Origin of the sequence: Mycolicibacter sp. MU0102 (assembly GCF_963378105.1) — a bacterium.
Taxonomy (GTDB): Bacteria; Actinomycetota; Actinomycetes; order Mycobacteriales; family Mycobacteriaceae; genus Mycobacterium; species Mycobacterium holstebronense.
On sequence record NZ_OY726398.1, the window covers coordinates 764,263 to 786,702 of the forward strand.

The window sequence follows — 22,440 nt, forward strand, 5'->3', positions numbered from 1 at the left end:
CAGCACCAACAAGTCCAGGAGGACAAGAAGTGGCGAAGGCGAAGTTCGAGCGGACGAAGCCGCACGTCAACATCGGGACCATCGGTCACGTTGACCACGGCAAGACCACGCTGACCGCGGCTATCACCAAGGTTCTGCACGACAAGTACCCGGCCCTCAACGAGTCGCGTGCGTTCGACCAGATCGACAACGCGCCCGAAGAGCGTCAGCGCGGTATCACGATCAACATCTCCCACGTGGAGTACCAGACCGAGAAGCGGCACTACGCCCACGTCGACGCGCCGGGCCACGCTGACTACATCAAGAACATGATCACCGGTGCCGCCCAGATGGACGGCGCGATCCTGGTGGTCGCGGCCACCGACGGCCCGATGCCGCAGACCCGCGAGCACGTGCTGCTGGCCCGTCAGGTCGGTGTGCCCTACATCCTGGTGGCGCTGAACAAGTCCGACATGGTCGACGACGAGGAACTCCTCGAGCTCGTCGAGATGGAGGTCCGCGAGCTGCTGGCTGCCCAGGAGTTCGACGAGGAGGCCCCGGTGGTCCGGGTGTCGGCTCTGAAGGCGCTCGAGGGCGACGAGAAGTGGGTCAAGTCCGTCGAGGACCTGATGGAGGCCGTCGACGAGTCCGTTCCGGACCCGGTTCGCGAGACCGACAAGCCGTTCCTGATGCCGGTTGAGGACGTGTTCACGATCACCGGTCGTGGCACCGTGGTCACCGGTCGTGTCGAGCGTGGCGTGATCAACGTGAACGAGGAAGTCGAGATCGTCGGCATCCGTCCGGAGACCACCAAGACCACGGTCACCGGTGTGGAGATGTTCCGCAAGCTGCTCGACCAGGGTCAGGCCGGTGACAACGTCGGTCTGCTGATCCGTGGTATCAAGCGTGAGGACGTCGAGCGTGGCCAGGTTGTGGTCAAGCCCGGCACCACCACCCCGCACACCGAGTTCGAGGGTCAGGCCTACATCCTGTCCAAGGACGAGGGTGGCCGCCACACGCCGTTCTTCAACAACTACCGTCCGCAGTTCTACTTCCGGACCACCGACGTGACCGGTGTGGTGACCCTGCCCGAGGGCACCGAGATGGTTATGCCCGGTGACAACACCGAGATGAGCGTCAAGCTGATCCAGCCTGTCGCCATGGACGAGGGTCTGCGGTTCGCCATCCGTGAGGGTGGTCGTACCGTCGGCGCCGGCCGGGTCGTCAAGATCATCAAGTAGTTCCTGCGCTAGCAGTCGTAAGGTCCCCCTTTTCCTTCGGGAAAAGGGGGATTTTGCGTTTGCGCGGCAACGCAGTGTTAGACGCTGGTCACGTGATGTTGTGGCGATACGTCAAGGCCCAGTTGCTCGTCCTGCTGTGCGGGGGCTTGGTCGGGCCCATTTTCCTGATTGCCTACTACGCCATCGGCGAATACGAGATGACGCGGTGGATGTACTACAGCGGTATCGCGATCACCGTGGTCGACGTGCTGGTGGCCCTGGCGCTCGCGTACTTCGGAGCGCGATCGGCCAGCGATGCCGCAATGCTGGAGCGCGACGGGGTGTTGGGGCTCGCGCAGATCAACGGCATCACCGAGACCGGCACGCGGATCAACGACCAGCCGCTGGTCAAACTGCAGTTGCACATCACCGGTCCGGGCTTGACGCCGATGGACACCGAGGAACGGGTCATCGCCAGTGTCAGCCGATTGGGCAACATCACCGCCCGCAAGCTGGTGGTCCAGGTAGACCCGGTCAGCGGCAAGCACCTGATCGACTGGGAACGCAGCGCGGTGGTCAACGGGCTGGTGCCTGCGCAGTTCAACGTTGCCGAAGACGGCCAGACCTACGATCTGAGCGGTCAATCCGGCCCGCTGATGGAGATCCTGCAGCTACTGAAGTCCCACGGCGTGGGTCTGAACCAGATGGTGGACGTGCGGTCGAATCCTGCACTGCGACAGCAGATCAGCGCGGTGGTGCGCCGAGCGGTCGACCAGCGGTCGGCGGCGGCCGAGCCGCCAGTCGCACCCGGTGAGCAGCCGTCCGTCGGTGAGCGGTTGCAGGAACTGACGGCACTGCACGCGGCGGGCACGGTGACCGACGAAGAGTACGCCCAAAAGCGGGCCCAGATCATCGCCGACCTCTGAGGGTACGGAATTAGAACACGTTCCATATGTAGCTGCTAGCCTCGTCGAGTGAGCGAGAGCCAGAACCACAATCTGCAGGGCAAGGTGGCCTTTGTTACCGGTGCGGCGCGCGGCCAGGGCCGTTCGCATGCGATCCGGCTGGCGGCCGCCGGCGCCGACATCATCGCCGCCGACATCTGCGCCCCGGCGTCTGACTGCATCACCTATCCGGCGGCCACGCCCGAGGAATTCGCCGAGATGGTCGCCGGGGTCGAGGCCCACGGCCGCAAGGTGCTGGCCCGCGCGGTCGACGTTCGTGACGATGCCGGGCTGCGCAAGCTGGTCGACGACGGTGTCGAGCAGTTCGGACGCCTGGACGTGGTGGTGGCCAACGCCGGCGTGCTGAGCTGGGGCCGGCTGTGGGAGCTCACCGACGAGCAGTGGAACACCGTCATCGACGTGAACCTGACCGGCACCTGGCGCACCATCCGGGCGGCGGTGCCGGCAATGATCGAGGCCGACAACGGCGGTTCGATCGTGATCGTCAGCTCATCGGCCGGGCTGAAGGCCACACCGGGCAACGGACACTACGCGGCGAGCAAGCACGCCCTGGTGGGTCTGACTAACACGCTGGCTCTCGAGGTCGGAGCACACCGGATCCGGGTCAACTCGATTCACCCCTACTCGGTGGACACCCCGATGATCGAACCGCAGGTGATGGCCCAGATCTTCACCGAGCGCCCCGACTACCTGCACGCCTTCCCCCCGATGCCGCTGCACCCGCAGTCCTTCATGACCCCTGACCAGGTCTCCGACGTGGTGGTTTGGTTGGCCGGCGATGGCTCTGGAATCCTGACGGGAGTCCAGATCCAGGTCGACAAGGGCGCGCTCAAGTACTGATCGCCCCTGGCCGGGAGAAACAGGGGGATCGTGGTGCCCGACAACGGGATCGTTATCGTCGGTGGCGGCCTGGCGGCTGTCCGCACGGCCGAGGAATTGCGGCGCGAAGAGTACGCGGGGCCGATCACGATCGTCTCCGACGAGACTCGCCCGCCCTATGACCGGCCGCCGCTGACCAAAGAGGTGCTGCGCGGCGAGCGCGACGACACCACGCTCGAGCCCCCGGAGTTCTACGAATCCCACGACATCAGCCTGCGGCTGGGTTGCGGTGCTCGCAGTGTCGACACCGCGGCGCAATCGGTGACGCTGGCAGACGGCACCGTGCTGGGTTATGACCACCTGGTGATCGCCACCGGTCTGGTGCCGCGGCGTATCCCGAGCTTCGGCGACCTGGACGGCATCCGGGTGGTCCGGTCCTTCGAGGACAGTCTGGCGCTGCGCGAGGACGCGGCCGGCGCCAGTCGCGCCGTGGTGATCGGCGCCGGATTCATCGGCTGTGAGGCGGCGGCCAGCCTGCGCAAGCTGGGCGTGGACGTCGTGCTGGTCGAGCCGCAGCCCACCCCGCTGGCCGCCGTCCTCGGTGAGCAGATCGGCGAACTGGTGGCGCGGCTGCACCGGACCAACGGCGTCGATGTCCGCAGCGGTATCGGTGTCGCCGAGGTTCGCGGCACCGGCCGCGTCGAGACCGTGGTGCTCACCGACGGCACCGAGCTGGCCGCCGACGTCGTGGTGCTGGGCGTGGGTTCGCGGCCGGCGACCGAATGGCTGGACGGCAGCGGGATCGACATCGACAACGGAGTGCTGTGCGATGCGACCGGGCGCACCAGTGCGCCGAACGTCTGGGCCGTCGGCGACGTGGCGTTCTGGCGGGGCCGCGACGGGCACCAGGTGCGCGTCGAGCACTGGAGCAATGTCGTCACCCAGGTGCGAGTGATGGTCCCGACCATGCTGGGTCGGGAATCACTGCATGACGTGGCGGTGCCGGCGTACTTCTGGAGCGACCAGTACGACGTGAAGATCCAGTGCCTCGGTGAGCCGGAAGCCACCGACACCGTGCACCTGGTCGAGGACGACGGTCACAAGTTCCTGGCCTACTACGAGCGCAACGGCGTGCTGGCCGGCGTGGTCGGTGCGGGCCGGCCCGGCAAGGTGATGGGTGCACGGGCCAAGATCATCGCCGGCGCGCCGATCTCCGAGGTGCTTACCTGACGCACGTCAGTGGGGATCGGATCGCCCCACAAACACCACCATTACCAATCAATCGTTGAGATTGCCTCCAGGGCTGTAGATTTCGTCGATCCACGACCCTGGGCGCAATTTCAAACGTGGTCTGGTGCTGTCGCTTGGAGAACGCTATTCTCTGCACAGAGATTGCGAGGTGCATGCGATGGCGGATGGACAGGCGGCACAGCTCGACAGCGGCGCGTTGGGGCGATGGCTCGACGCCCGTGGTGCCCCCGGCTGCGGTGAGCAGCCGATACTGGAACCGCTCAGCGGCGGCTCGCAAAACACCCTGTACCGGGTGCGTCGAGGCGAAGCCACGATGGTGCTGCGAATGCCGGACGCCCGGGCGGACTCCGCCCGCATCGACGGGCTGCGGCGTGAGATCCGCCTGGTACGGGCGCTGTCGGGAACCGATGTCCCGCACGCCCAATTGATTGCCGCCGACGACAGCGGTGAGCTGCTCGGCACGCCGTTCTACGTGATGGCCGAGGTGGACGGCTGGAATTCGACCGGCAACGCCTGGCCGGGGCCGTACGACGCCGACCTGAATGCGCGCCGCGGCCTGGCCTTCGAGCTGGTTGAGGGCGCCGCGCGGCTCGGTCGAGTGGACTGGCGGGCGCAGGGCCTCGACGGGTTCGGCCGCCCGGACGGCTTCCATGAGCGCCAAGTGGACCGCTGGCTGGCCTTCCTGGACAGCTATCGGGTGCGGGACCTGCCGGGCCTGGACGAGGCCTCCGACTGGTTGCGCCGCAACCGGCCGGCGCACTACACGCCGGGCATCATGCACGGCGACTACCAGTTCGCCAACGTGATGTACGCCCACGGCGCCCCCGCGAAGCTGATCGCGATCATCGACTGGGAGATGACGACCATCGGCGATCCGCTACTGGACCTGGCTTGGGCGCTGCTGGGATATGACGGCGAAAACCCGCGCACCCAAGGGTATTACGCCGACCTCGCGGGTATGCCGACCCGATCGGAGTTGCTGGAGCGCTACGAGCAGGTCAGCGGCCTGTCCACCGAGAACATCGACTACTACCTGGTGCTGGCCAACTGGAAGTTGGGCATCGTGCTGGAGAAGACCTACGCCGCCTCGGTCACCGGTGATCGGGTCGACCCGAAGATCGCCGCCGCGATGGGCCCGATGATCCCGCAGTTGATCAGCGCCGCGGCCGAACTCGCCCGTTCCCTGCCGGCAAAGCGAGGTTGACATGGGGTATGCGGATTCGCTCTTCGACCTGACCGACCGGGTGGTGCTGGTTACCGGCGGCAGTCGCGGCCTGGGCCGTGAGATGGCGCTGGCGGCGGCCCGGTGCGGCGCCGATGTGGTGATCGCCAGCCGCAAACTCGAGGCCTGCCAGGCCACCGCCGCCGAGATCGAGGCCGAGACGGGCCGCGCAGCCATGCCATACGGGGTGCACGTCGGGCGCTGGGATCAGCTCGACGGCTTAGTCGATGCGGCCTACGAGCGGTTCGGCCGGGTCGACGTGCTGGTCAACAACGCCGGTATGTCGCCGGTCTACGACAAGCAGACCGACGTCACCGAGAAGATGTTCGACGCAGTGGTGAACCTCAACCTCAAAGGCCCATTTCGGTTGTCGGCGTTGATCGGTGAACGGATGGTGGCTGCGGGCCGGGGATCGATCATCAATGTCAGCACCCACGGCTCGGTGCGCCCTCATCCGTCGTTCATCCCCTATGCCGCGTCCAAGGCCGGCCTCAACGTCATGACCGAAGCGCTGGCCCAGGCGTTCGGCCCGACGGTGCGGGTCAACACCTTGATGCCCGGGCCGTTCCTCACCGATATCTCCAAGGCGTGGAATTTCGGTGAAGCCGACAACCCGTTCGGCGCCGCCGCATTGCAGCGTGCCGGGAATCCGCCGGAAATCGTCGGTGCGGCACTGTTTTTGATGTCGGACGCCTCCAGCTTCACCACTGGATCGATCGTGCGGGCCGACGGCGGCTCGTGATCTGCGAGCCTGAGCACCCCCGATAAGGAGCAGATGATGGCGTGGGACTTCTCTACTGAACCGGATTTCGAGGCGAAGCTCGAATGGATCCGGGCGTTCGTGCGCGATGAGGTGGAGCCGCTGGAGGTGCTGTTTCCCGGCTGCGAATACCTGCCGCTGACCGAGGAACGCCGCCGGATCGTCGACCCGCTCAAGGCGCGGGTGCGCGAACAAGGCTTGTGGGCACCGCATCTGGGGCCGGAGCTCGGCGGCCAGGGATTCGGGGCGGTCAAGCTGACCCTGATCAACGAGATCCTGGGCCGGTCCAGCTGGGCGCCGATCGTGTTCGGCACCCAGGCCCCCGACACCGGCAATGCCGAAATCCTGGCCCGGTTCGGCACGACCGAGCAGAAGGACAGCTACTTGGCCGGGTTGCTGTCGGGGGAAATCTTCTCCTGCTTCTCCATGACCGAGCCGCAGGGCGGCGCCGACCCGCGGGTATTCACCACCCGCGCGGTCCGTGACGGCGACGACTGGGTGATCACCGGCCGAAAGTACTTCTCCTCCAACGCCTCGGTGGCGTCGTTCTTCATCGTGGTCGCCATCACCGACCCGGACGTGCCGGTGCACCGCGGCGCATCGACGTTCCTGATCCCGGCCGGAACCCCGGGCCTGGTCATCGAAGCCACCCACCACCTGGTGGGATCGCATCCGCACGAAGCCGGCCATTCACTGGTCCGCTACGACAATGTGCGGGTGCCGGCCGATGCGATCCTGGGTGAGCCCGGTCAAGGCTTCCTGATCCTGCAGAGCCGGCTGGCCGGCGGCCGTCTGCATCACGCGATGCGCTCGATCGGGGTGGCCCAACGTGCCATCGACATGATGGCCCGGCGCGCGAAAAGCCGCTTCACCCAGGGTAGTTCGTTGGCCGACAAGCAGCTGGTGCAGGCGTTCATCGCCGACTCCTACGCCGAGCTCATCCCGTTCCGGCTCACGGTGCTGCACGCGGCATGGCTGATCGACTCCGGAGACGAGAAGGCGGCCCGTGCCGAGATCGGGGTCTGCAAGATCCTGGCGTCGCAGGTGCTCAAGTCGATCGGATTGCGCGCCATCCAGGTCCACGGTGCGATGGGCCTGACCGAACAGTTGCCGCTGACCAATGTGCTCCTTGGCGGGGTGGCGCTGGGCCTGGCCGACGGCCCCACCGAGGCGCACAAGGTGAACCTGGCCCGGTTGCTGCTCAAGGACTACGACGCCGAGGACCCGGAGTGGCCCAGCGAATTCCTGGACAACCGCATCGAGGCCGCCCGCGCGAAGTACGGCGACCGGCTCGACCGGATCCCTGCGGTGCCATGACCACACGTGTCGACGCCGCGGTGCACCGCGCGCTCGACGACCGCCAGCGCGAGGCCACCGCCGAGGTGGAACGGATCCTGGCCGCGGCGGTGACGGTGTTGCAGCGCAGTGCGCCCGACCCGCCCCGGGTGTGCGACATCGTCGTCGAGGCGGGCTCGTCCAACAAGGCGTTCTATCGCTACTTCGCCGGTAAGGACGACGTGATCCTGGCGGTGATGGAGCGCGGTGTCGCGCTCGTGGTGTCCTACCTGGAGCATCAACTGGCCAAGGAGCCCACACCGGAAGCCAAGGTCGCGAGTTGGATCCGGGGCGCCCTGGCGCAGCTGTCCGACCCGCACCTGCTGAGCTTGAGCCGCGCCGCCAGCACCCAGCTGGCGGGCAGTGCCGACCGGCCGCGCTCGGATGAGGACATCCTGGCGCCGTTGCGTGATCTGCTCACCGCACCGATCAGCGAACTCGGCGGCGACGACCCCCACCGGGATGCCGATCTGGTCTTTGGCGCTACCTTGTCGACCATGCGTGGCTACCTCAATGCCGGCCGGCGACCGAAGCGGGCCGATGTGGATCACCTGGTGTCGTTCTGCCTTCGTGGGCTGGGGGTGGCCTGATGCGCGCGATCGTCTGCGAGCAGTACGGGCCGCCGGAAGATCTGGTGCTGCGGGAGCTGCCCGACCCGACACCCGGACCCGGCACGCTGGTGGTCCGGGTTCGGGCCGCGGCGGTCAACTTCCCCGACGTGCTGCTGATCGACGGCAAGTACCAGCTGAAGATCCCGGCACCGTTCACGCCCGGCAGCGAACTGGCCGGTGACGTGATCGCGGTCGGCGATGGCGTGCCCTTCGCGCCCGGCGACCGGGTGGTCGGCACATCGTTCGTGGGTGGCTTCGCCGAGCAGGCGCTGGTGCCCGCCGCGGCAGTGAGTGCCATCCCCGACGGCATCGACTACGCGGCCGCGGCCGGATTCGGAGTCACCTACCGCACGGCGTATCACGCGCTGCGATCGGTTGCCCAAGTGGCAGAAGGTGATTGGGTGGTGGTGCTGGGCGCGGCCGGCGGTGTCGGGCTGGCCGCCGTCGACCTGGCAGTGGCGATGGGCGCCAAAGTGCTTGCCGTGGCGTCCAGCCCGGAGAAGCTGGAAGTGTGCCGCCAGCGCGGTGCGGCCGCGACGGTCGACTACGACCGGGAAGACCTCAAGGCGCGGATCCGTGAGATCACCGGCGACGGCGCACAGGCCGTGCTCGACCCGGTCGGCGGTTCCTACGCCGAGCCGGCGCTGCGCAGCCTGGCCCGCGGCGGACGCTTCATTACCTTGGGTTATGCCGCCGGATCGATTCCGGCGATCCCGCTGAACCTGGTGATGCTCAAGGGCATCACGGTGCAGGGCATGGAGATCCGGACGTTCGCCACTGACTTCCCGGCGGAGAACGAGCGCGACCTGGCCGAACTGCAGCAGCTGTTCGCCGAGGGCAAGGTCAGCCCCTACATCGGCGCCCGCTTCCCGCTCGCGCAGACCGCGACCGCTTTGCGCTACGTCGCCGACCGCAAAGCGGTCGGCAAGGTCATCATCGACGTCTGACCCAGACCAGGGTGTTGTGCGTCGTCACACCGTCGTTGGTGGTCGTCGCCGACAGCGTCAACCGATCGCCGTCCACGCGTGCCTGCCGCAGCTGCGGGCTCGCCAGCAGCTCCGGCAGCATCGAGACGCTGACTTCGTGATGCACGGTCGCGGTGTCCTCGTCGACGCGGAATCGGCCACCGTAGGCGATGTAGGCGGGTAGGGCGGCGTCGGCACTGCCGGTCAGCTGCGCGGACATATAGCCGTCGGCGGTGTAGAGGATCAGACCGCGCGGCGCGGTGCCCAAGGGGTGTGACACCGCGCCGGTGCCGGCATCGACGGGCTCATGCCGCGGTCCCAGCTTCGCCTCTCCTGCGTCGAGCCTCGCTGGACCGCGGGACTCGAACGACGACAGCTCCCAGCCGCCCAGCAGCGCTTCTCGCAGAGTGCTCATCAGGGCATGATGACGGTTCGGGTCACCGGCTCGGCGGCGGCCTGGCGGCTGCGCAGCCCGCGCTGCAGGGCGGACAGCAACGCGTCGCGGGTCTCGCGGGGATCGATGAGCTCGTCGAAGCCGAGCTGCTGGGCGGAGTGATACGACGCCTGAAGTTCGGTGTCGCGCAGTTTCGCGGCCAGGTCCTCCCCGGCGTGCGTGGCCGAGCTGAGGGCGGCCGCACTCATCGCGCCCATCGTCGCCCCGGGATAGGCGAACGTCGCCACCTGGGAGTCGAATCCCAGCAGCGACATCACCATGGAGCCGAAGCCGTAGGCCTTGCGCAGGGTCAGATGCAGTTTCACGGTGCTGGCTGCGGTCTGGGCGGCGAACATCCGCGCGCCGGCCCGCAGCACCCCGGCTCGCTCGGAGCGGCTACCGGGCAGCATGCCGGGGTTGTCGGCCAAGAACACGATCGGCAGGTGGAAGGAATCGGCCACCATGATGAAGTGCGCCGCCTTGTCCGCGGCATCGGTGTCGATCGAGCCGGCCAGCACCTGCGGCTGGTTGGCCACCACCGCGACCGGGTGGCCACCGAGATGGGCCAGCGCGCAGATGATCGCCCGGCCGAAGCGCGGCTGCACCTCGAACCAGTCGGGCCGGTCGAAGACGACGTCGAGCACCGACCGCATGTCGTAGACCCGGCGGTTGTCGCGCGACACGATGTCGAGCAGCTCGGGAGTGGGCCGCGATTGCGCGGCCGCGTCCGGCGACAGCGCCGTGGGGTAGGACCATGCGCTGGACGGGAAGTAGGACAGATACCGGCGGATGTCGTCGAGCACCGTCTCGTCGTCGGCGCCGAAGTTGTGCACCACACCGCTGTTCAGTGCGACCTCGGGACCGCCGAGGTCCTCCTTGGTGATGTCTTCGCCAGTGGACTCTTTGACCACTGGCGGGCCGGCGGTGAAGATCGCGCCGTGCGGGCTCATGATCCGGAAGTCGCAGACCGGACCGACCAGGGCGCCGTGCCCGGCTGAAGGACCCATTACCGCGGCGACGGTCGGCACCTTGCCCGAGCATTGCGCCTGGGCAAGCAGGTCGGTCGGGGTGCGCCCGTAGTGCTCACCGGTGGGACGGAATCCGGCGCCCTCCAACAGCATTACCAGCGGGATCTTGTCGCGCAGCGCCAGTTCGGCGATCCGGTAGCGCTTGGCGTTGCCGCCGGGTCCGATGCTGCCCGCCAGGGTGGTGAAATCTTCGGCGCCCACCATCACCGGGGAGCCGTTGATCAGCCCCGAGCCCACCACGATGCCGTCGGCGGCGATCTGCCCGCCGACCATGGTGCCCAGTTCGCGGAAGCTGCCCGGGTCCAGCAGGTGCCCGATTCGGGCGCGGGCGTCGAGCTTGCCCTTGCCGTGGTGTTTGGCGACCCGCTCCGGACCGCCCATGGCCCAGGTGTGCTGGCGCCGCCGGTCGAGGTCCTCCAGGGTCTCCTGCCAGCCGTTCGTCATCTGCGGCGCCTCATTTCGTTGACCATACTGAAATTCTTACTGTAGCGTCTCCCGGCGTGGGCGGAATTGGCCGCCCGGACGGGCTTTGACTATGAGTTCCCTTGCGCCGGAGTGCGACCGATGACTTCCGTACGACAGATACCGCGCCATCCGCACGACGTGACCAGTCAGTGGCTGTCGGCCGTGTTGAGCTCCCGCGGCGAACCGATTGAGGTGGCCTCGGTCGACGTCACCCCGGTCGGCACCGGCCAGACCGGGGCCACCTATCGGGTGGCGGCCCGCTACACCGACAACCCGGGCGGCCTGCCGGCCAGCTTCGTGATCAAGCTGCCGGCCGGCGACGACGCCGTCCGCGATCGCGTCGTCCTGGGCTATCGCAGTGAGTGCGCTTTCTACAGTGAGGTGGCCGGCGGCGTCAAGATTCCGATACCGCAGTGCTTCCACTGCGAAATCACCGATGACGCAACCGAGTACGCCCTGCTGCTCTCCGATCGAGCGCCGGCGGTACAGGGCGATCAGCTGGCCGGTTGTGGTGAACGCCAGGCCCGGCTGGCGGTGACCGCCCTGGCCGGGTTGCACGCGCCCACCTGGTGCGACCAGCGCTGGCTGACCTTCCCGGGGCTGGCTATGACCCAGCTGGACGAGGCCGGCGCCAAGGGCATGGGTGACATCGCCCGGATGTGCGCCGAGACCACCGTGCAGCGGCTCGGCGCCCAGCTCGGCGACGCCGACTGCGCGACGTTGACCGCGGCGCTGGACCTGATCACCCCGTGGGTGTCGGCGCCGCTGGGCCGGTTCGCGTTGATCCATGGCGACTATCGGCTGGACAACATGCTGTTCAGTCCCGACGGGGACCAGGTCTGGGTGGTCGATTGGCAGACGCTGGGTGTGGGGCTGCCGGCGCGCGACCTGGCGTTCTTCACCGGCACCAGCTTGGCGCCCGAGCTGCGCAAAGAGATCGAAGCCGACCTGGTGACCGACTATCACAGCGCGCTGCTGAGCCACGGCGTCAGCGATTACGACCGGGAAACCTGTTGGCAGGACTACCGGTTCGGTGCGCTGCAGGTGCCGCTGATCTGCGCGCTCGGGTTGGTGTTCGCAACCGATACCGATCGCGGTGACGACATGTTCGTCACGATGCTGCAGCGCGGATGCCAGGCCATCCGCGACCTGGCCACGCTGGAGCTGGTGGGCGAGCTGGCCGGCTGAGCCCGGGTCGTCCGCGCCGAAGAAGGAGAGATCGGGGTCTGATGGAAGCTCACGCACAGGGGCAGGCCTCGTCGGGCCCGCCCGCCGGTGATTGGCTGGGAACGCCGTACCTGACGTTTCGGCGGGAGGGCCCGATCGCGGTCTGCACCCTGGACCGCCCCGAGGCCCGCAACGCGATGACGCCGGCGATGTACTTCGGCCTGCGCTATGCGGTGGGCCGAGTCAATCAGGACCCGGAGCTGGCCGGACTGCTGATCACCGGTACCGCAGACGTATTCGCTCCTGGTGGAGACATGGGCGGCGGCGGGGCGGACGACTGGCTCACGTTCGGGGCTGCACTGGGCATGGACATCACCCCGTTCGACACCCTGCGCAGCTCGGTCAAACCGGTGGTCTCCGCGGTCAACGGGCTGTGCCAGGGCGGCGGGCTACAGATCGCACTCTGCAGCGACGTCGCCGTCGTCAGCGACCGAGCCATCTTCCGGGTGCCCGAGCTGTTCCGCGGCATCGCCGACACCTATTACAGCCAGATGCTGGCGCGGGTGATCGGGCCCGTGCGAACCCGCGACCTGATGTTCACCGGCCGCACCTTCGGCGCGCAGCAAGCCCTCGACTGGGGCATGGTGGCACGTGTGGTTCCGCACGAGGAACTGGCTGACGCCGCGCGCGACGTATTGGAGCAGTGCTGCCGCACCGCGCCGGCCGCGCGCGCCGTGGTCAAGTCCAGCCTGGATTCCTACCTCGGCCTGTTCGACCGGATCGGGATGAACACCAGCCTCGGTGCACCGGAGGCCGTCGAAGGGTTCCGCGCCTTCAAAGAGCGCAGGTCACCGGCGTGGGTGCATCCCGAGCTGAGGATCGACGGACGATTATAGATGAATTGCGTGCTCTAAATTGAGAATGAGTGTGCACAAAAATTAGAAGCCGGTATCGCACAATCTGCTAATCGGATAGTATCCACACGCATCGTTAGCGCCCGTTCGGAGGAGCCTGCCCCATGGGGATGAAGGACCTGATCCGCTGGTCCCCGGAATCGGCGATGGTTCGCCTGGCTGGGCCGATGGAGGCAGTCGGCGGGCTCTTCACCATGTCGGTGGACGCCGTCAGGTTCTTGTTCAAGCGCCCGTTCCAGGCCCGGGAGTTCATCGAGCAGTCCTGGTTTGTCGCGCGCGTGTCGCTGGCGCCCACGTTGCTGGTGGCCATTCCCTTCACGGTCCTGGTCAGCTTCATCCTCAACATCCTGTTGCGCGAGCTCGGCGCGGCCGATTTGTCCGGTGCCGGTGCGGCGTTCGGCGCGGTCACCCAGGTCGGGCCGATGGTGACGGTGTTGATCGTGGCGGGGGCCGGGGCCACCGCGATGTGTGCTGACCTGGGGTCGCGCACCATTCGCGAAGAGATCGACGCCATGGAGGTCTTGGGTATCAACCCGGTGCAGCGGCTGGTGACACCGCGGATGCTCGCCGCCGGACTGGTGGCGTTGCTACTCAACAGTCTCGTGGTGATCATCGGCATTCTCGGCGGCTACGTGTTCTCGGTCTTCGTTCAAGACGTCAACCCGGGCGCATTCGCGGCCGGGATCACCCTGTTGACCGGGGTGCCCGAGCTGGTCATCTCCTGCGTCAAAGCAGCACTGTTCGGGCTGATCGCCGGAATGGTCGCCTGCTACCGCGGCCTGACGATCTCCGGCGGCGGCGCCAAGGCCGTCGGCAACGCGGTGAACGAGACCGTGGTGTACGCCTTCATGTCGCTGTTCGTGGTCAACGTGGTGGTCACCGCGATCGGCATCAAGATGACGGCGCGCTGAGCCGTGGCGCTTCGTGCCCTGGCCGCCGTCTATCCCGGTGTCACCCGGCAGCTTCGACGACCGATCGCCGCGATGGGGCGCATCGGCGACCACACCCTGTTCTACGGCAAGGCGATCGCCACCACCCCGTTCGCGTTCGCGCACTACCGCCGCGAGGTCATCCGGTTGATCGCCGAGATCAGCATGGGCACCGGCACGCTGGCGATGATCGGCGGCACCGTGGTGATCGTCGGCTTCCTGACCCTGGCGGCCGGCGGCACCCTGGCGGTACAGGGATACAGCTCGCTGGGCAACATCGGCATCGAGGCCCTGACCGGATTCCTGGCGGCGTTCATCAACGTGCGCATCTCGGCCCCGGTGGTCGCCGGGATCGGCCTGGCCGCCACCTTCGGCGCCGGTGTCACGGCGCAGTTGGGGGCCATGCGGATCAACGAGGAGATCGACGCGCTGGAATCGATGGCCATCCGCCCGATCGCCTACCTGGTCAGCACCCGGATCGTCGCTGGGCTGGTGGCGATCGTTCCGCTGTATGCCATCGCGGTGATCCTGTCGTTCGTGGCCAGTCGTTTCACCACGGTGTTCTTGTTCGGGCAGTCGGCCGGCCTCTACGACCACTATTTCCGCACGTTCCTCAACCCCATCGACCTGTTGTGGTCGTTCCTGCAGGCCTTCTTGATGGCGATCACCATCTTGTTGATCCATACCTACTTCGGCTATTTCGCCGCCGGTGGCCCGGCGGGGGTCGGTGTCGCGGTGGGCAACGCGGTGCGGACCTCGTTGATCGTCGTCGTCTCGGTGACGCTGTTGGTCTCGCTGTCGGTCTACGGGGCCAGTGGCAACTTCAATCTGGCCGGGTAGCTGTCGGCATTTCCGCACGTCGCGCTAGTGGTATTGGCATTCTCCTTTTTTGCAAGTACCGTATCCATCGATGAGCGACCCAGTGCAGACCTCCTCAGGGATCCCGCTGAAACCGGTGTACGGCCCGGACGACCGGCGCGAAGAGCCGCCGGCGCCGGGGACGTATCCCTTCACCCGCGGAAACTTCGAGTCCGGCTACCGCGGACGGTTGTGGACCTTCCGTCAGTACTCCGGCTTCGGCACCGCCGAGGAGTCCAATCGGCGCTACCAATACCTGCTGAGCCAGGGCGGCACCGGACTGTCGGTGGCGCTCGACCTGCCGACACAATGCGGCTACGACTCCGATGACCCCGAGGTTGGCGAAGAGGTCGGCCGGGTCGGCGTGGCGGTAGACACCCTGGCCGACGCCGAGGTCCTGTTCGACTCCATCCCGCTGGACAAGATCAGCACCAGCTTCACCATCAACGGCACCGCCGCCATCCTGCTGGCGTTCTACGTGGCAGCCGCCGAGCGTTCCGGAGTGCCACGGGCCAAGCTCACTGGCACCATCCAGAACGACATCCTCAAGGAGTACGCCTCGCGCGGCACCTGGATATGGCCGCCCGAACCGTCGCTGCGGCTGATCGCCGACACCATCGAGTTCTGCGCCGCCGAAGTACCGCGGTTCAACGCGATCTCGGTGGCCGGCGCGCACTTCCGCGACGCGGGCGCCAATGCGGTGCAGGAGATGGCGTTCACGCTCGCCGACGGCGTCACCTACTGCGACACCGTCGTAGAGCGCGGCCGGATGAGCATCGAGCAGTTCGCCCCGCAGGTCTCGTTCTTCTTCTACACCCACGGCGACTTCTTCGAGGAGGTCGCCAAGTACCGGGCCGGCCGGCGCCGGTGGGCCACGATCGTGCGGGAACGCTACGGCGCCGAGGCCGACAAGGCATCGATGTTCCGCTTCGGCTGCGTGGCCGGCGGTGCCTCACTGTTCGCCCCGCAAGCCCAGAACAACCTGGTTCGGGTGGCCTATGAGTCGATGGCCGCAGTGCTCGGCGGGGTCCAATCGATGTTCACCGCCGCCTGGGATGAACCGTTCGCCCTGCCCAGCGAGGAGTCCGCGACGCTGGCGCTGCGCACCCAACAGATCCTGGCCTATGAGACCGGAGTGACCCGGGTGGCCGATCCGCTCGGCGGCTCCTACTTCGTCGAGGCGCTCACCGACGCCACCGAAGAACGCATCATCGAGATCATGGCCGACCTGGAGAACCACGGCGGCATGGTCCGCGCCATCGAAGACGGCTATCTGCAGGGTCTGATCGCCGACGAGGCGTTCAAGATCCACCACGAGATCGAGTCGGGCACAAGGCCGGTCGTGGGCGTCAACAAGTTCACCAGCGACGAGCCAGCGCCGGAGATCGCCACCTACGAACTGGACGCCGAAGGCCGTGACGTCCAGCTCAAGCGGCTGGCGCGGGTCAAGGCCGAACGCAACGCCGACGACGTCGCCGCCACCCTCGCGGCGCTGTCGCGCGCCGCCGAGGGCGACGTCAACCTCATGCATCCCCTGATCGACTGCGCCAACGCCTACTGCACTGTGGGTGAGATGGTCTCGGCGCTCAAGAACGTCTGGGGCGAATTCCAGCAACCGGTGGTGTACTGATGACTTCTCCGCATTCCCCCTCCGCAGCAGCCGTCCCGGCCCGTGTCCTGGTCGCCAAACCCGGTCTCGACGGCCACGATCGCGGGGCCAAGATCGTCGCCCGCACCCTGCGTGATGCCGGTTTCGAGGTCATCTACACCGGCATCCGGCAACGCGTCGAGGACATCGTCGCCACCGCACTGCAGGAGGACGTGGCGGTGGTGGGGCTAAGCATCCTGTCCGGCGCGCACGTGGCCTTGACCGGTCGCATCGTCGAAGCGTTGCGTGCCGCGGACGGCGGGGACATCGCCGTCGTGGTCGGCGGCACCATCCCGCAGGGCGACGTACCCAAACTGTTGGAAGCCGGTGCCGCAGCGGTCTTTCCCACCGGAACGTCTTTGGATGATCTGGTGACCGGGGTGCGCGAGGTGGTCGAGAAGGCGGAGGCGCGCTAGTTATGCGACTTGGGGTGATGATCGGCGCCGAACGCGGCGATATGGCGCGCAAGGTCAAAAAGCTGATCTCCGACATCGAATGGGCTGACTCGGCGGGGCTGTCCACCGCGTGGATGCCGCAGGTGCCCGATGATTTCGACCTGCTGACCATGGTGGCGCTGATGGCATCGCACAGCACCCGAATCGAACTCGGCACTGCCGTGGTGCCCTTGCAAGCCCAGCACCCCATCGCGCTTGCCCGCCAGGCGCTTTCGGTGCACGCCATGTCCGGCGGCCGGCTGGCTCTGGGTGTGGGGCCGTCGCACCACTGGATCATCCGCGACATGCTCGGTCTGCCGTATGACAAACCGGCCGCTTACACCCGCGACTATCTGCAGGTGCTGAATGCGGCCATTGCCGGCCCGGGGCCGGTGGAGGTGGAGAACGACCACTTCACCGTGCACAACCCGACCGCACTGGGCGCCGACACCAAGATGCCGGTGCTGGTGGCAGCGCTGGGCCCGGTGATGTTGCAGATCGCCGGCGAGCACGCCGACGGCACATCGCTGTGGATGGCCGACGAGAAGGCGATCGCCGAGCACATCGCGCCGAAGATCAACAAGGCCGCGGCCGATGCGGGCAAACCGCAACCGCGCATTGTCGCCGGTATCCCCGTCACCCTGTGCGCCAATTCCGAGATCGAGGCCGCCAAGGATCGCGCCAACCGCATCCTGGCCGAAGCCGAGACCTCGCCCAACTATCAGCGGCTGCTGGACCGCGGTTCGGCCCGCAATGTCGGCGACCTGTGCGCGGCCGGCGACGAGGAATCAATCCTGAAGCGGTTCAAGCAGTTCGCCGACGCCGGAGTGACCGATCTGTCGGTGCGGCTGCTGCCGATCGGCGACAACCGCGACGAGCTGATCGCCTCGAAGTACCGCACCCGCGAGGTGATCGCCGAACTCGCCAAGGCGGTCTAGGTGAGCGGACCGCTCGCGGGGATCCGCATCCTCGAGGTGGGGGTGATGCTGGCCGGGCCATACGCCACCATGCTGCTGGCCGACCTCGGTGCCGAGGTCATCAAGATCGAACCGCCTGGCGGGGAAATCTCCCGCCAGGTCGGCCCCAGCTACTTCGCCAGTCTCAACCGCAACAAGACCAGCATCCAGCTCGATCTGGCGTCGGAGGCCGGGCAGGCCGCGCTGGGCGAACTCGTTGCCGAATCCCATGCGCTGCTGGTGAATATGAAGCCGTCAGTGATCCGCCGCCTCGGGCTCACCTATTCGGCGCTGTCGCGCTTCAATTCGAAGATCGTCTGCGTTGCGCTGACCGGGTTCGGCCTGGACGGCGGTGACGAGCCGGCCTTCGACTACGTGATCCAGGCCGCCACCGGGATCGCGGCGATGACCGGCGACCCGGATGCGCCACCGACCCTGCCGGGCTACTCATCGGCCGACAACTCCACCGGACTGACGGCGGCGCTGGGTCTGCTGGCGCAGATCGTCAGCGGCCGCGGCGGGCAGGTGGAGGTGTCGCTACTGGATGTGATGCTGTCGCAACTGAACTACCGCGCGTCGGCCTACCTCAACGACGGCGTCGAACCCCAGCGGCACCCGCACGGTGCGCACTCGTATTACGTACCCGCGCAGCTATTCCCGACCGCTCAGGGGTATCTGGCGTTGTTCGTCACCCATGACGGGTTCTGGGAGTCGTTCGCCACCGAGGCAGGTATCGACGGTTTCACGACGATGGCCGAGCGCGCGGCCCGCCGTGACGAGGTGCTCGCGGTGGTCACCGCCGCGCTTGCCGGCGACACCGCGGCGGGCTGGGAGGCGCGGCTGCGTCCCCTAGGCATCCCGGCGGCAGCGGTGCGCACGCTGCCCGAAGCTCTCCAGGCGCATCCGGAAATGGTCGTCACCGCAGGCGATTTCCGCCTGGTGGGCAGCCCGATCCGAATCGCCGGGTATGAACCGTCCTACCGGCCGCCGCCGGGGTTGGGCGATTAGCGCTTCGGCGCCGGCTCAGACCGTGACGATCGATGCCGACGCCGTGCCGGGCGCGCCGTAGACCTGCGCGAATCCCACCTTCGGGTCCCCAGGCACCTGACGGTCACCGGCCTGGCCGCGCAGTTGCAGCACCAACTCGTGCAGCTGACGCAGTCCCGAGGCGCCGATCGGTTCGCCGTTGGCGATCAGCCCACCATCGGTGTTGACCGGCAGTGACCCGCTGATCTCGGTGGCGCCGTCGGCGAGCAGCTTCTCCTGGTCGCCGTCGGCGCAGAAGCCGCACTCTGCCATGTGGATGATCTCGGCTCCGGCGTCGGTGTCCTGCAACTGGACCACGTCGACGTCGTCCGGTGTCACGCCGGCCTTTTCGAAAGCGGCGCGGGCGGCGTAGACCGTCGGTGATACGTCTTCGGTGATCGGAGCTGACGTCCCGTGGACTTCGTAGGCGCCGTAGGTGCGGGTGCGGATCTCGGTGGCCTGCAGGTAGACCGGCTTACCGCTGAAACGGTGTGCGATGTCGGCGCGACACATGATCACTGCGGCCGCGCCCTCATCCGGTGCGCAGAACATGAACTGGGTGAGCGGGTAATTCAGCACCGTCGAATCGAGGATGGCGTCCTCGGACATCGGCTTGCGCCGAAATGCGTTGGGGTTCAATGCGCCGTTGCGGAAGTTCTTGGCGGCGACCTTGGCCAGCGTGCGCGCCGAGATGCCGTGGTTATGCAGGTAGCGGTTCGCTTTCATGCCGAAGAACTTGGTGGTGACGAACTGCCCGTTCTCGGCGTACCAGGCCGGCAGGGCCAGCTTGGCCGGGTCGTCGGTGAACGCGCCGCGGGGGTGCTTGTCCATGCCGATCGCGATGCCGATGTCGTACTTGCCGGACCGGATGTTGTCGGCGCAGACCTGGGTGGCGGTGGCCGCGGTGGCGCAGGCGTTGAACACGTTCGTGAACGGGATGCCGGTCAGGCCGACCAGCCGTGTGACCGCATCGGGATTGGAGATCTCGTAGCTGCCGCCCACGCCGAACTGGATGTCCTTCCACTGCGCCCCGGCATCGGCCAGGGCCAGGTGGATGGCCTCGGCACCCATCTGCATCGCGGACTTGTCGAAGCGGCCGAAGGGGTGCAGGCCGACCCCGATGATCGCCACATCGTTGTTCGCTACCGTCATTGTCCAGGTCTCCTTAGACGGGCTGGAATGCCCAGGTGAGAATCTCGGTTCCGTCGTCGTCGACATAGAACGGCACCATGGTCAGTTCGACGTTCATGCCGAATTTCAGCTTGGCGGGATCGGATTCGGTCAGCCGAGCCTCGACCTGGACCACGTCGCCGAGTCGGACCAGCCCCACCCCGTAGGGAGCGAAGCCCTCAGCGGTCTCGCCGCCGGCATAGGGCAGCTTCGGGACGAAACCCTGAGTGGTCCAGGCCTCCAAGGTGCCCTGGCGGGGCAGCAACAGGTCCTGCATCTGCGGGCCGCTGCATCGCGGACAGTGATCCTGGCGGGGCCACACCGTGGCTTGGCAATCCGTGCACTGGCTGCCGATCAGGGCCAGGTTCTCGTCGGGCCAATTCGTGACGTCGGGGGCGAGGGCCTTACGCATTGGCGGCGGCCTTCCAGGCGGACACGCACAAAGTGGAAATCACATTCTCGATTAGAGCATACGTGCGTACTGCTAGGGAAGCCCGAACGAACCGTCCAGGATTCGCGGGTGGGTGTACCGGGCGCGCGAGCGTGCGCAAAATGTCAATTCTTCGCGGCGTGTCGCGTGCACGCTCGCGCCAGAAAGCGGGAAGGGCCCAGCTCGCGTCAGGGAAGCAGGGGCTACTTGGCGAGGCCGTGGGCGCAGAAGTCCCAGACCTCATCGGCGGTGATCGGGTGGGCCGCCGGGTCGTCGGAGTCGGCACTGGACTGCGCCACGAACATGACGGTCTGCATGATCATGGCCGCCATACGCCGGGCGTTGACGCCCTTGCGCAGCTCGCCGGCCGCGTCGGCGGCTTCCATCAGTTCGGTGAGCAGCGTCAACAGCGGCGTGAAGGCCACCCGCACTTCGGTGGGGTGGGAGACCAGCAGGCGCGGCGCGAAATCGGTGAACAGCGGTCGCTTGGCGGAGGGGTCCGGTCGAGACAGCTCGAAGAGCAGCTCGATCGCCACTTTCAGCTGCTCGAGCGGCTTGGCCTGGCCCTCAGTGGCGGCACGGATCTGGTCGGATGTGCGCACCAGGGCGTCTTCGAAGAGGGCCAGCAGCAGCTCGTGCTTGCCGTTGAACTGCAGGTAGAAGCTGCGCAGCGACTGCCGGGAGCGCTCGACGACCTCTTGGACGGTGAAGTCGGTGCTGCCCTTTTCGATGATGATGGCTTGGGCTGCGTCCAGGAAGCGTTGAACGCGCTGGGCGGCCCGCAACCGGGCGGTCTTGATCGACCGCTCGACCGCCCGCTGCTTCCAGACGGGCTCTTCTTCCGGGTTACTCACCAGCGGCTCCGATGGTTGCCTTTTTGGGAGAACACGAATGCACCCTACCGGAGAACAGGCCCGGATTGACGTGGGCTGTCGCGGCGCTGCCATCCCGGTGGGGAAGATGGTAACTTCCCTGGTATGAGAAGGGCATTCTCATCAGTTGTCGGCGCAACCTGAAGGACGCTCATGTACATCGACTACGAGGTCGCCGATCGGATCGCGACGATCACCCTGAACCGGCCCGACGCCGCCAACGCCCAGAACACCGAGCTGCTCGACGAGCTCGACGCGGCCTGGACGCGCGCCGCCGACGACGATGACGTCGCCGTCATCGTGTTGCGCGCCAACGGCAAGCACTTCTCGGCCGGTCACGACCTCAAGGGCGGCGGCCCGGTGCCGGACAAGATCACGCTGGAGTTCATCTACAAACACGAGTGCAAGCGCTACCTGGAATACACGCTGCGGTGGCGCAATGTGCCCAAGCCGTCGATCGCCGCGGTGCAGGGCCGCTGCATCTCGGGCGGGCTGATGCTGTGCTGGCCGTGCGATCTGATCATCGCCGCCGACGACGCGCAGTTCTCCGACCCGGTGGTGCTGATGGGCATCGGCGGCGTCGAATACCACGGGCACACCTGGGAACTGGGGCCACGCAAAGCCAAAGAGATGCTGTTCACCGGTCGGGCCATGACCGCGCAGGAAGCCGAGCAGACCGGCATGGTCAACCGGGTGGTTCCGCGTGAGCAGCTGGACGCCGAGACCCGCCAGCTCGCCGAGCACATCGCCACCATGCCCTCGTTCGCCCTGCGCCAGGCCAAACGCGCGGTCAACCAGACACTCGACGTGCAGGGTTTTCATTCGGCGATCCAGTCCGCGTTCGACATCCACGAAACCGGTCACGGCAACGCGCTGTCGGTGTGCGGATGGCCGATTCTGGTGAACCTGGACGAGATGAAGTCTCAGGTCAAATAGTCACTCCGCCGGATCCGGCCTCGCGATTTGGTTCTCGGGGAATCTAA

General features: G+C 67.0%; 23 protein-coding genes. 18 read left to right on the forward strand and 5 right to left on the reverse strand.

The annotated features are described in order from the left end of the window. Positions 1-29: 29 nt before the first annotated feature. The 9 genes from tuf (at position 30) to RCP37_RS03645 (ending at position 9,109) form a co-directional block, all read left to right on the forward strand. Positions 30-1,220, forward strand: coding sequence for an elongation factor Tu (gene tuf / locus RCP37_RS03605; protein ID WP_308485647.1), 1,191 nt, complete (start codon positions 30-32; stop codon positions 1,218-1,220). A 95-nt stretch (positions 1,221-1,315) separates the two neighbouring features. Next, positions 1,316-2,125, forward strand: coding sequence for an SHOCT domain-containing protein (locus RCP37_RS03610; RefSeq protein ID WP_308486925.1), 810 nt, complete (start codon positions 1,316-1,318; stop codon positions 2,123-2,125). A 48-nt stretch (positions 2,126-2,173) separates the two neighbouring features. Further along, positions 2,174-3,004, forward strand: coding sequence for a mycofactocin-coupled SDR family oxidoreductase (locus RCP37_RS03615; protein ID WP_308485648.1), 831 nt, complete (start codon positions 2,174-2,176; stop codon positions 3,002-3,004). A 30-nt stretch (positions 3,005-3,034) separates the two neighbouring features. Beyond that, entirely contained in the window at positions 3,035-4,213 is a 1,179-nt protein-coding gene (locus RCP37_RS03620) for an NAD(P)/FAD-dependent oxidoreductase (RefSeq protein WP_308485649.1), read from the forward strand. Between the two features lie 178 nt (positions 4,214-4,391). Next, positions 4,392-5,438: a phosphotransferase family protein gene (locus RCP37_RS03625; protein WP_308485650.1), complete on the forward strand. Its 1,047-nt coding sequence runs from the start codon at positions 4,392-4,394 to the stop codon at positions 5,436-5,438. Position 5,439: 1 nt separating this feature from the next. Beyond that, a complete protein-coding gene (locus RCP37_RS03630; RefSeq protein WP_308485651.1) occupies positions 5,440-6,198 on the forward strand; it encodes an SDR family NAD(P)-dependent oxidoreductase in 759 nt (252 codons plus the stop codon). Between the two features lie 36 nt (positions 6,199-6,234). Further along, positions 6,235-7,533, forward strand: a complete 1,299-nt coding sequence (locus RCP37_RS03635; protein ID WP_308485652.1) for an acyl-CoA dehydrogenase family protein — start codon at positions 6,235-6,237, stop codon at positions 7,531-7,533. Then, positions 7,530-8,141: a TetR/AcrR family transcriptional regulator gene (locus RCP37_RS03640; RefSeq protein WP_308485653.1), complete on the forward strand. Its 612-nt coding sequence runs from the start codon at positions 7,530-7,532 to the stop codon at positions 8,139-8,141. The genes RCP37_RS03635 and RCP37_RS03640 overlap by 4 nt, the downstream gene beginning before the upstream one ends. Continuing rightward, positions 8,141-9,109, forward strand: coding sequence for an NADPH:quinone oxidoreductase family protein (locus RCP37_RS03645; RefSeq protein ID WP_308485654.1), 969 nt, complete (start codon positions 8,141-8,143; stop codon positions 9,107-9,109). The genes RCP37_RS03640 and RCP37_RS03645 overlap by 1 nt, the downstream gene beginning before the upstream one ends. On the opposite strand, the gene RCP37_RS03650 is transcribed toward RCP37_RS03645, so the two are convergent. Then, entirely contained in the window at positions 9,096-9,542 is a 447-nt protein-coding gene (locus RCP37_RS03650; protein WP_308485655.1) for a lipocalin-like domain-containing protein, read from the reverse strand. The genes RCP37_RS03645 and RCP37_RS03650 overlap by 14 nt on opposite strands. Then, positions 9,542-11,032 carry an acyl-CoA carboxylase subunit beta gene (locus RCP37_RS03655; protein ID WP_308485656.1) on the reverse strand — a complete coding sequence of 497 codons (1,491 nt, stop codon included), beginning with the start codon at positions 11,030-11,032 and terminating at the stop codon, positions 9,542-9,544. Before RCP37_RS03655 ends, RCP37_RS03650 begins: the two co-directional genes overlap by 1 nt. A 120-nt stretch (positions 11,033-11,152) precedes the next feature. Between RCP37_RS03655 and RCP37_RS03660 the strand changes: the two genes are divergently transcribed. The 8 genes from RCP37_RS03660 to RCP37_RS03695 all read left to right on the forward strand — a co-directional run bounded on the left by RCP37_RS03660 (position 11,153) and on the right by RCP37_RS03695 (position 18,967). Next, on the forward strand, positions 11,153-12,241 hold the full coding sequence (locus RCP37_RS03660; RefSeq protein WP_308485657.1) for a phosphotransferase family protein: 1,089 nt from the start codon (positions 11,153-11,155) through the stop codon (positions 12,239-12,241). A 41-nt stretch (positions 12,242-12,282) separates the two neighbouring features. Further along, entirely contained in the window at positions 12,283-13,116 is an 834-nt protein-coding gene (locus RCP37_RS03665; protein WP_308485658.1) for an enoyl-CoA hydratase/isomerase family protein, read from the forward strand. Positions 13,117-13,244: 128 nt separating this feature from the next. After that, positions 13,245-14,045 (forward strand): MlaE family ABC transporter permease, encoded by an 801-nt coding sequence (locus RCP37_RS03670; protein ID WP_105294824.1) that lies wholly within the window; start codon positions 13,245-13,247, stop codon positions 14,043-14,045. Between the two features lie 72 nt (positions 14,046-14,117). Next, positions 14,118-14,903 carry an ABC transporter permease gene (locus RCP37_RS03675; protein ID WP_174549759.1) on the forward strand — a complete coding sequence of 262 codons (786 nt, stop codon included), beginning with the start codon at positions 14,118-14,120 and terminating at the stop codon, positions 14,901-14,903. 70 nt (positions 14,904-14,973) lie between these two features. After that, positions 14,974-16,551 (forward strand): methylmalonyl-CoA mutase family protein, encoded by a 1,578-nt coding sequence (locus RCP37_RS03680; protein ID WP_308485659.1) that lies wholly within the window; start codon positions 14,974-14,976, stop codon positions 16,549-16,551. After that, entirely contained in the window at positions 16,551-16,985 is a 435-nt protein-coding gene (locus tag RCP37_RS03685; protein WP_308485660.1) for a cobalamin B12-binding domain-containing protein, read from the forward strand. Before RCP37_RS03680 ends, RCP37_RS03685 begins: the two co-directional genes overlap by 1 nt. A 2-nt stretch (positions 16,986-16,987) precedes the next feature. Beyond that, the gene (locus RCP37_RS03690) at positions 16,988-17,941 is read left to right on the forward strand and encodes an LLM class F420-dependent oxidoreductase (protein WP_308485661.1); all 954 of its coding nucleotides are present in this window, start codon (positions 16,988-16,990) and stop codon (positions 17,939-17,941) included. After that, positions 17,942-18,967, forward strand: coding sequence for a CaiB/BaiF CoA transferase family protein (locus RCP37_RS03695; protein ID WP_308485662.1), 1,026 nt, complete (start codon positions 17,942-17,944; stop codon positions 18,965-18,967). 15 nt (positions 18,968-18,982) lie between these two features. On the opposite strand, the gene RCP37_RS03700 is transcribed toward RCP37_RS03695, so the two are convergent. From RCP37_RS03700 to RCP37_RS03710, 3 genes are all read right to left on the reverse strand, one after another. After that, positions 18,983-20,137 carry a thiolase family protein gene (locus RCP37_RS03700; RefSeq protein WP_308485663.1) on the reverse strand — a complete coding sequence of 385 codons (1,155 nt, stop codon included), beginning with the start codon at positions 20,135-20,137 and terminating at the stop codon, positions 18,983-18,985. 13 nt (positions 20,138-20,150) lie between these two features. Next, on the reverse strand, positions 20,151-20,567 hold the full coding sequence (locus tag RCP37_RS03705) for a Zn-ribbon domain-containing OB-fold protein (protein ID WP_308485664.1): 417 nt from the start codon (positions 20,565-20,567) through the stop codon (positions 20,151-20,153). Between the two features lie 221 nt (positions 20,568-20,788). Then, positions 20,789-21,439: a TetR/AcrR family transcriptional regulator gene (locus RCP37_RS03710; RefSeq protein WP_308485665.1), complete on the reverse strand. Its 651-nt coding sequence runs from the start codon at positions 21,437-21,439 to the stop codon at positions 20,789-20,791. A gap of 171 nt (positions 21,440-21,610) precedes the next feature. Here RCP37_RS03710 and RCP37_RS03715 point away from each other — a divergent pair, with 171 nt between their 5' ends. Continuing rightward, a complete protein-coding gene (locus tag RCP37_RS03715) occupies positions 21,611-22,393 on the forward strand; it encodes an enoyl-CoA hydratase (RefSeq protein WP_046282619.1) in 783 nt (260 codons plus the stop codon). Positions 22,394-22,440: the final 47 nt, after the last annotated feature.

Excerpts from the sequence above, each read along its gene's own strand:
- RCP37_RS03625 (WP_308485650.1), top strand. The coding sequence starts at position 4,392 with ATGGCGGATGGACAGGCGGCACAGCTCGACAGCGGCGCGTTGGGGCGA.
- RCP37_RS03645 (WP_308485654.1), top strand. The coding sequence starts at position 8,141 with ATGCGCGCGATCGTCTGCGAGCAGTACGGGCCGCCGGAAGATCTGGTG.
- RCP37_RS03630 (WP_308485651.1), top strand. The coding sequence starts at position 5,440 with ATGGGGTATGCGGATTCGCTCTTCGACCTGACCGACCGGGTGGTGCTG.
- RCP37_RS03640 (WP_308485653.1), top strand. The coding sequence starts at position 7,530 with ATGACCACACGTGTCGACGCCGCGGTGCACCGCGCGCTCGACGACCGC.
- RCP37_RS03660 (WP_308485657.1), top strand. The coding sequence starts at position 11,153 with ATGACTTCCGTACGACAGATACCGCGCCATCCGCACGACGTGACCAGT.
- RCP37_RS03665 (WP_308485658.1), top strand. The coding sequence starts at position 12,283 with ATGGAAGCTCACGCACAGGGGCAGGCCTCGTCGGGCCCGCCCGCCGGT.
- RCP37_RS03670 (WP_105294824.1), top strand. The coding sequence starts at position 13,245 with ATGAAGGACCTGATCCGCTGGTCCCCGGAATCGGCGATGGTTCGCCTG.
- RCP37_RS03610 (WP_308486925.1), top strand. The coding sequence starts at position 1,316 with ATGTTGTGGCGATACGTCAAGGCCCAGTTGCTCGTCCTGCTGTGCGGG.
- RCP37_RS03655 (WP_308485656.1), bottom strand. The coding sequence starts at position 11,032 with ATGACGAACGGCTGGCAGGAGACCCTGGAGGACCTCGACCGGCGGCGC.
- RCP37_RS03650 (WP_308485655.1), bottom strand. The coding sequence starts at position 9,542 with ATGAGCACTCTGCGAGAAGCGCTGCTGGGCGGCTGGGAGCTGTCGTCG.
- RCP37_RS03685 (WP_308485660.1), top strand. The coding sequence starts at position 16,551 with ATGACTTCTCCGCATTCCCCCTCCGCAGCAGCCGTCCCGGCCCGTGTC.
- RCP37_RS03675 (WP_174549759.1), top strand. The coding sequence starts at position 14,118 with ATGGGGCGCATCGGCGACCACACCCTGTTCTACGGCAAGGCGATCGCC.
- RCP37_RS03705 (WP_308485664.1), bottom strand. The coding sequence starts at position 20,567 with ATGCGTAAGGCCCTCGCCCCCGACGTCACGAATTGGCCCGACGAGAAC.
- RCP37_RS03715 (WP_046282619.1), top strand. The coding sequence starts at position 21,611 with ATGTACATCGACTACGAGGTCGCCGATCGGATCGCGACGATCACCCTG.
- RCP37_RS03680 (WP_308485659.1), top strand. The coding sequence starts at position 14,974 with ATGAGCGACCCAGTGCAGACCTCCTCAGGGATCCCGCTGAAACCGGTG.
- RCP37_RS03690 (WP_308485661.1), top strand. The coding sequence starts at position 16,988 with ATGCGACTTGGGGTGATGATCGGCGCCGAACGCGGCGATATGGCGCGC.
- RCP37_RS03700 (WP_308485663.1), bottom strand. The coding sequence starts at position 20,137 with ATGACGGTAGCGAACAACGATGTGGCGATCATCGGGGTCGGCCTGCAC.
- RCP37_RS03635 (WP_308485652.1), top strand. The coding sequence starts at position 6,235 with ATGGCGTGGGACTTCTCTACTGAACCGGATTTCGAGGCGAAGCTCGAA.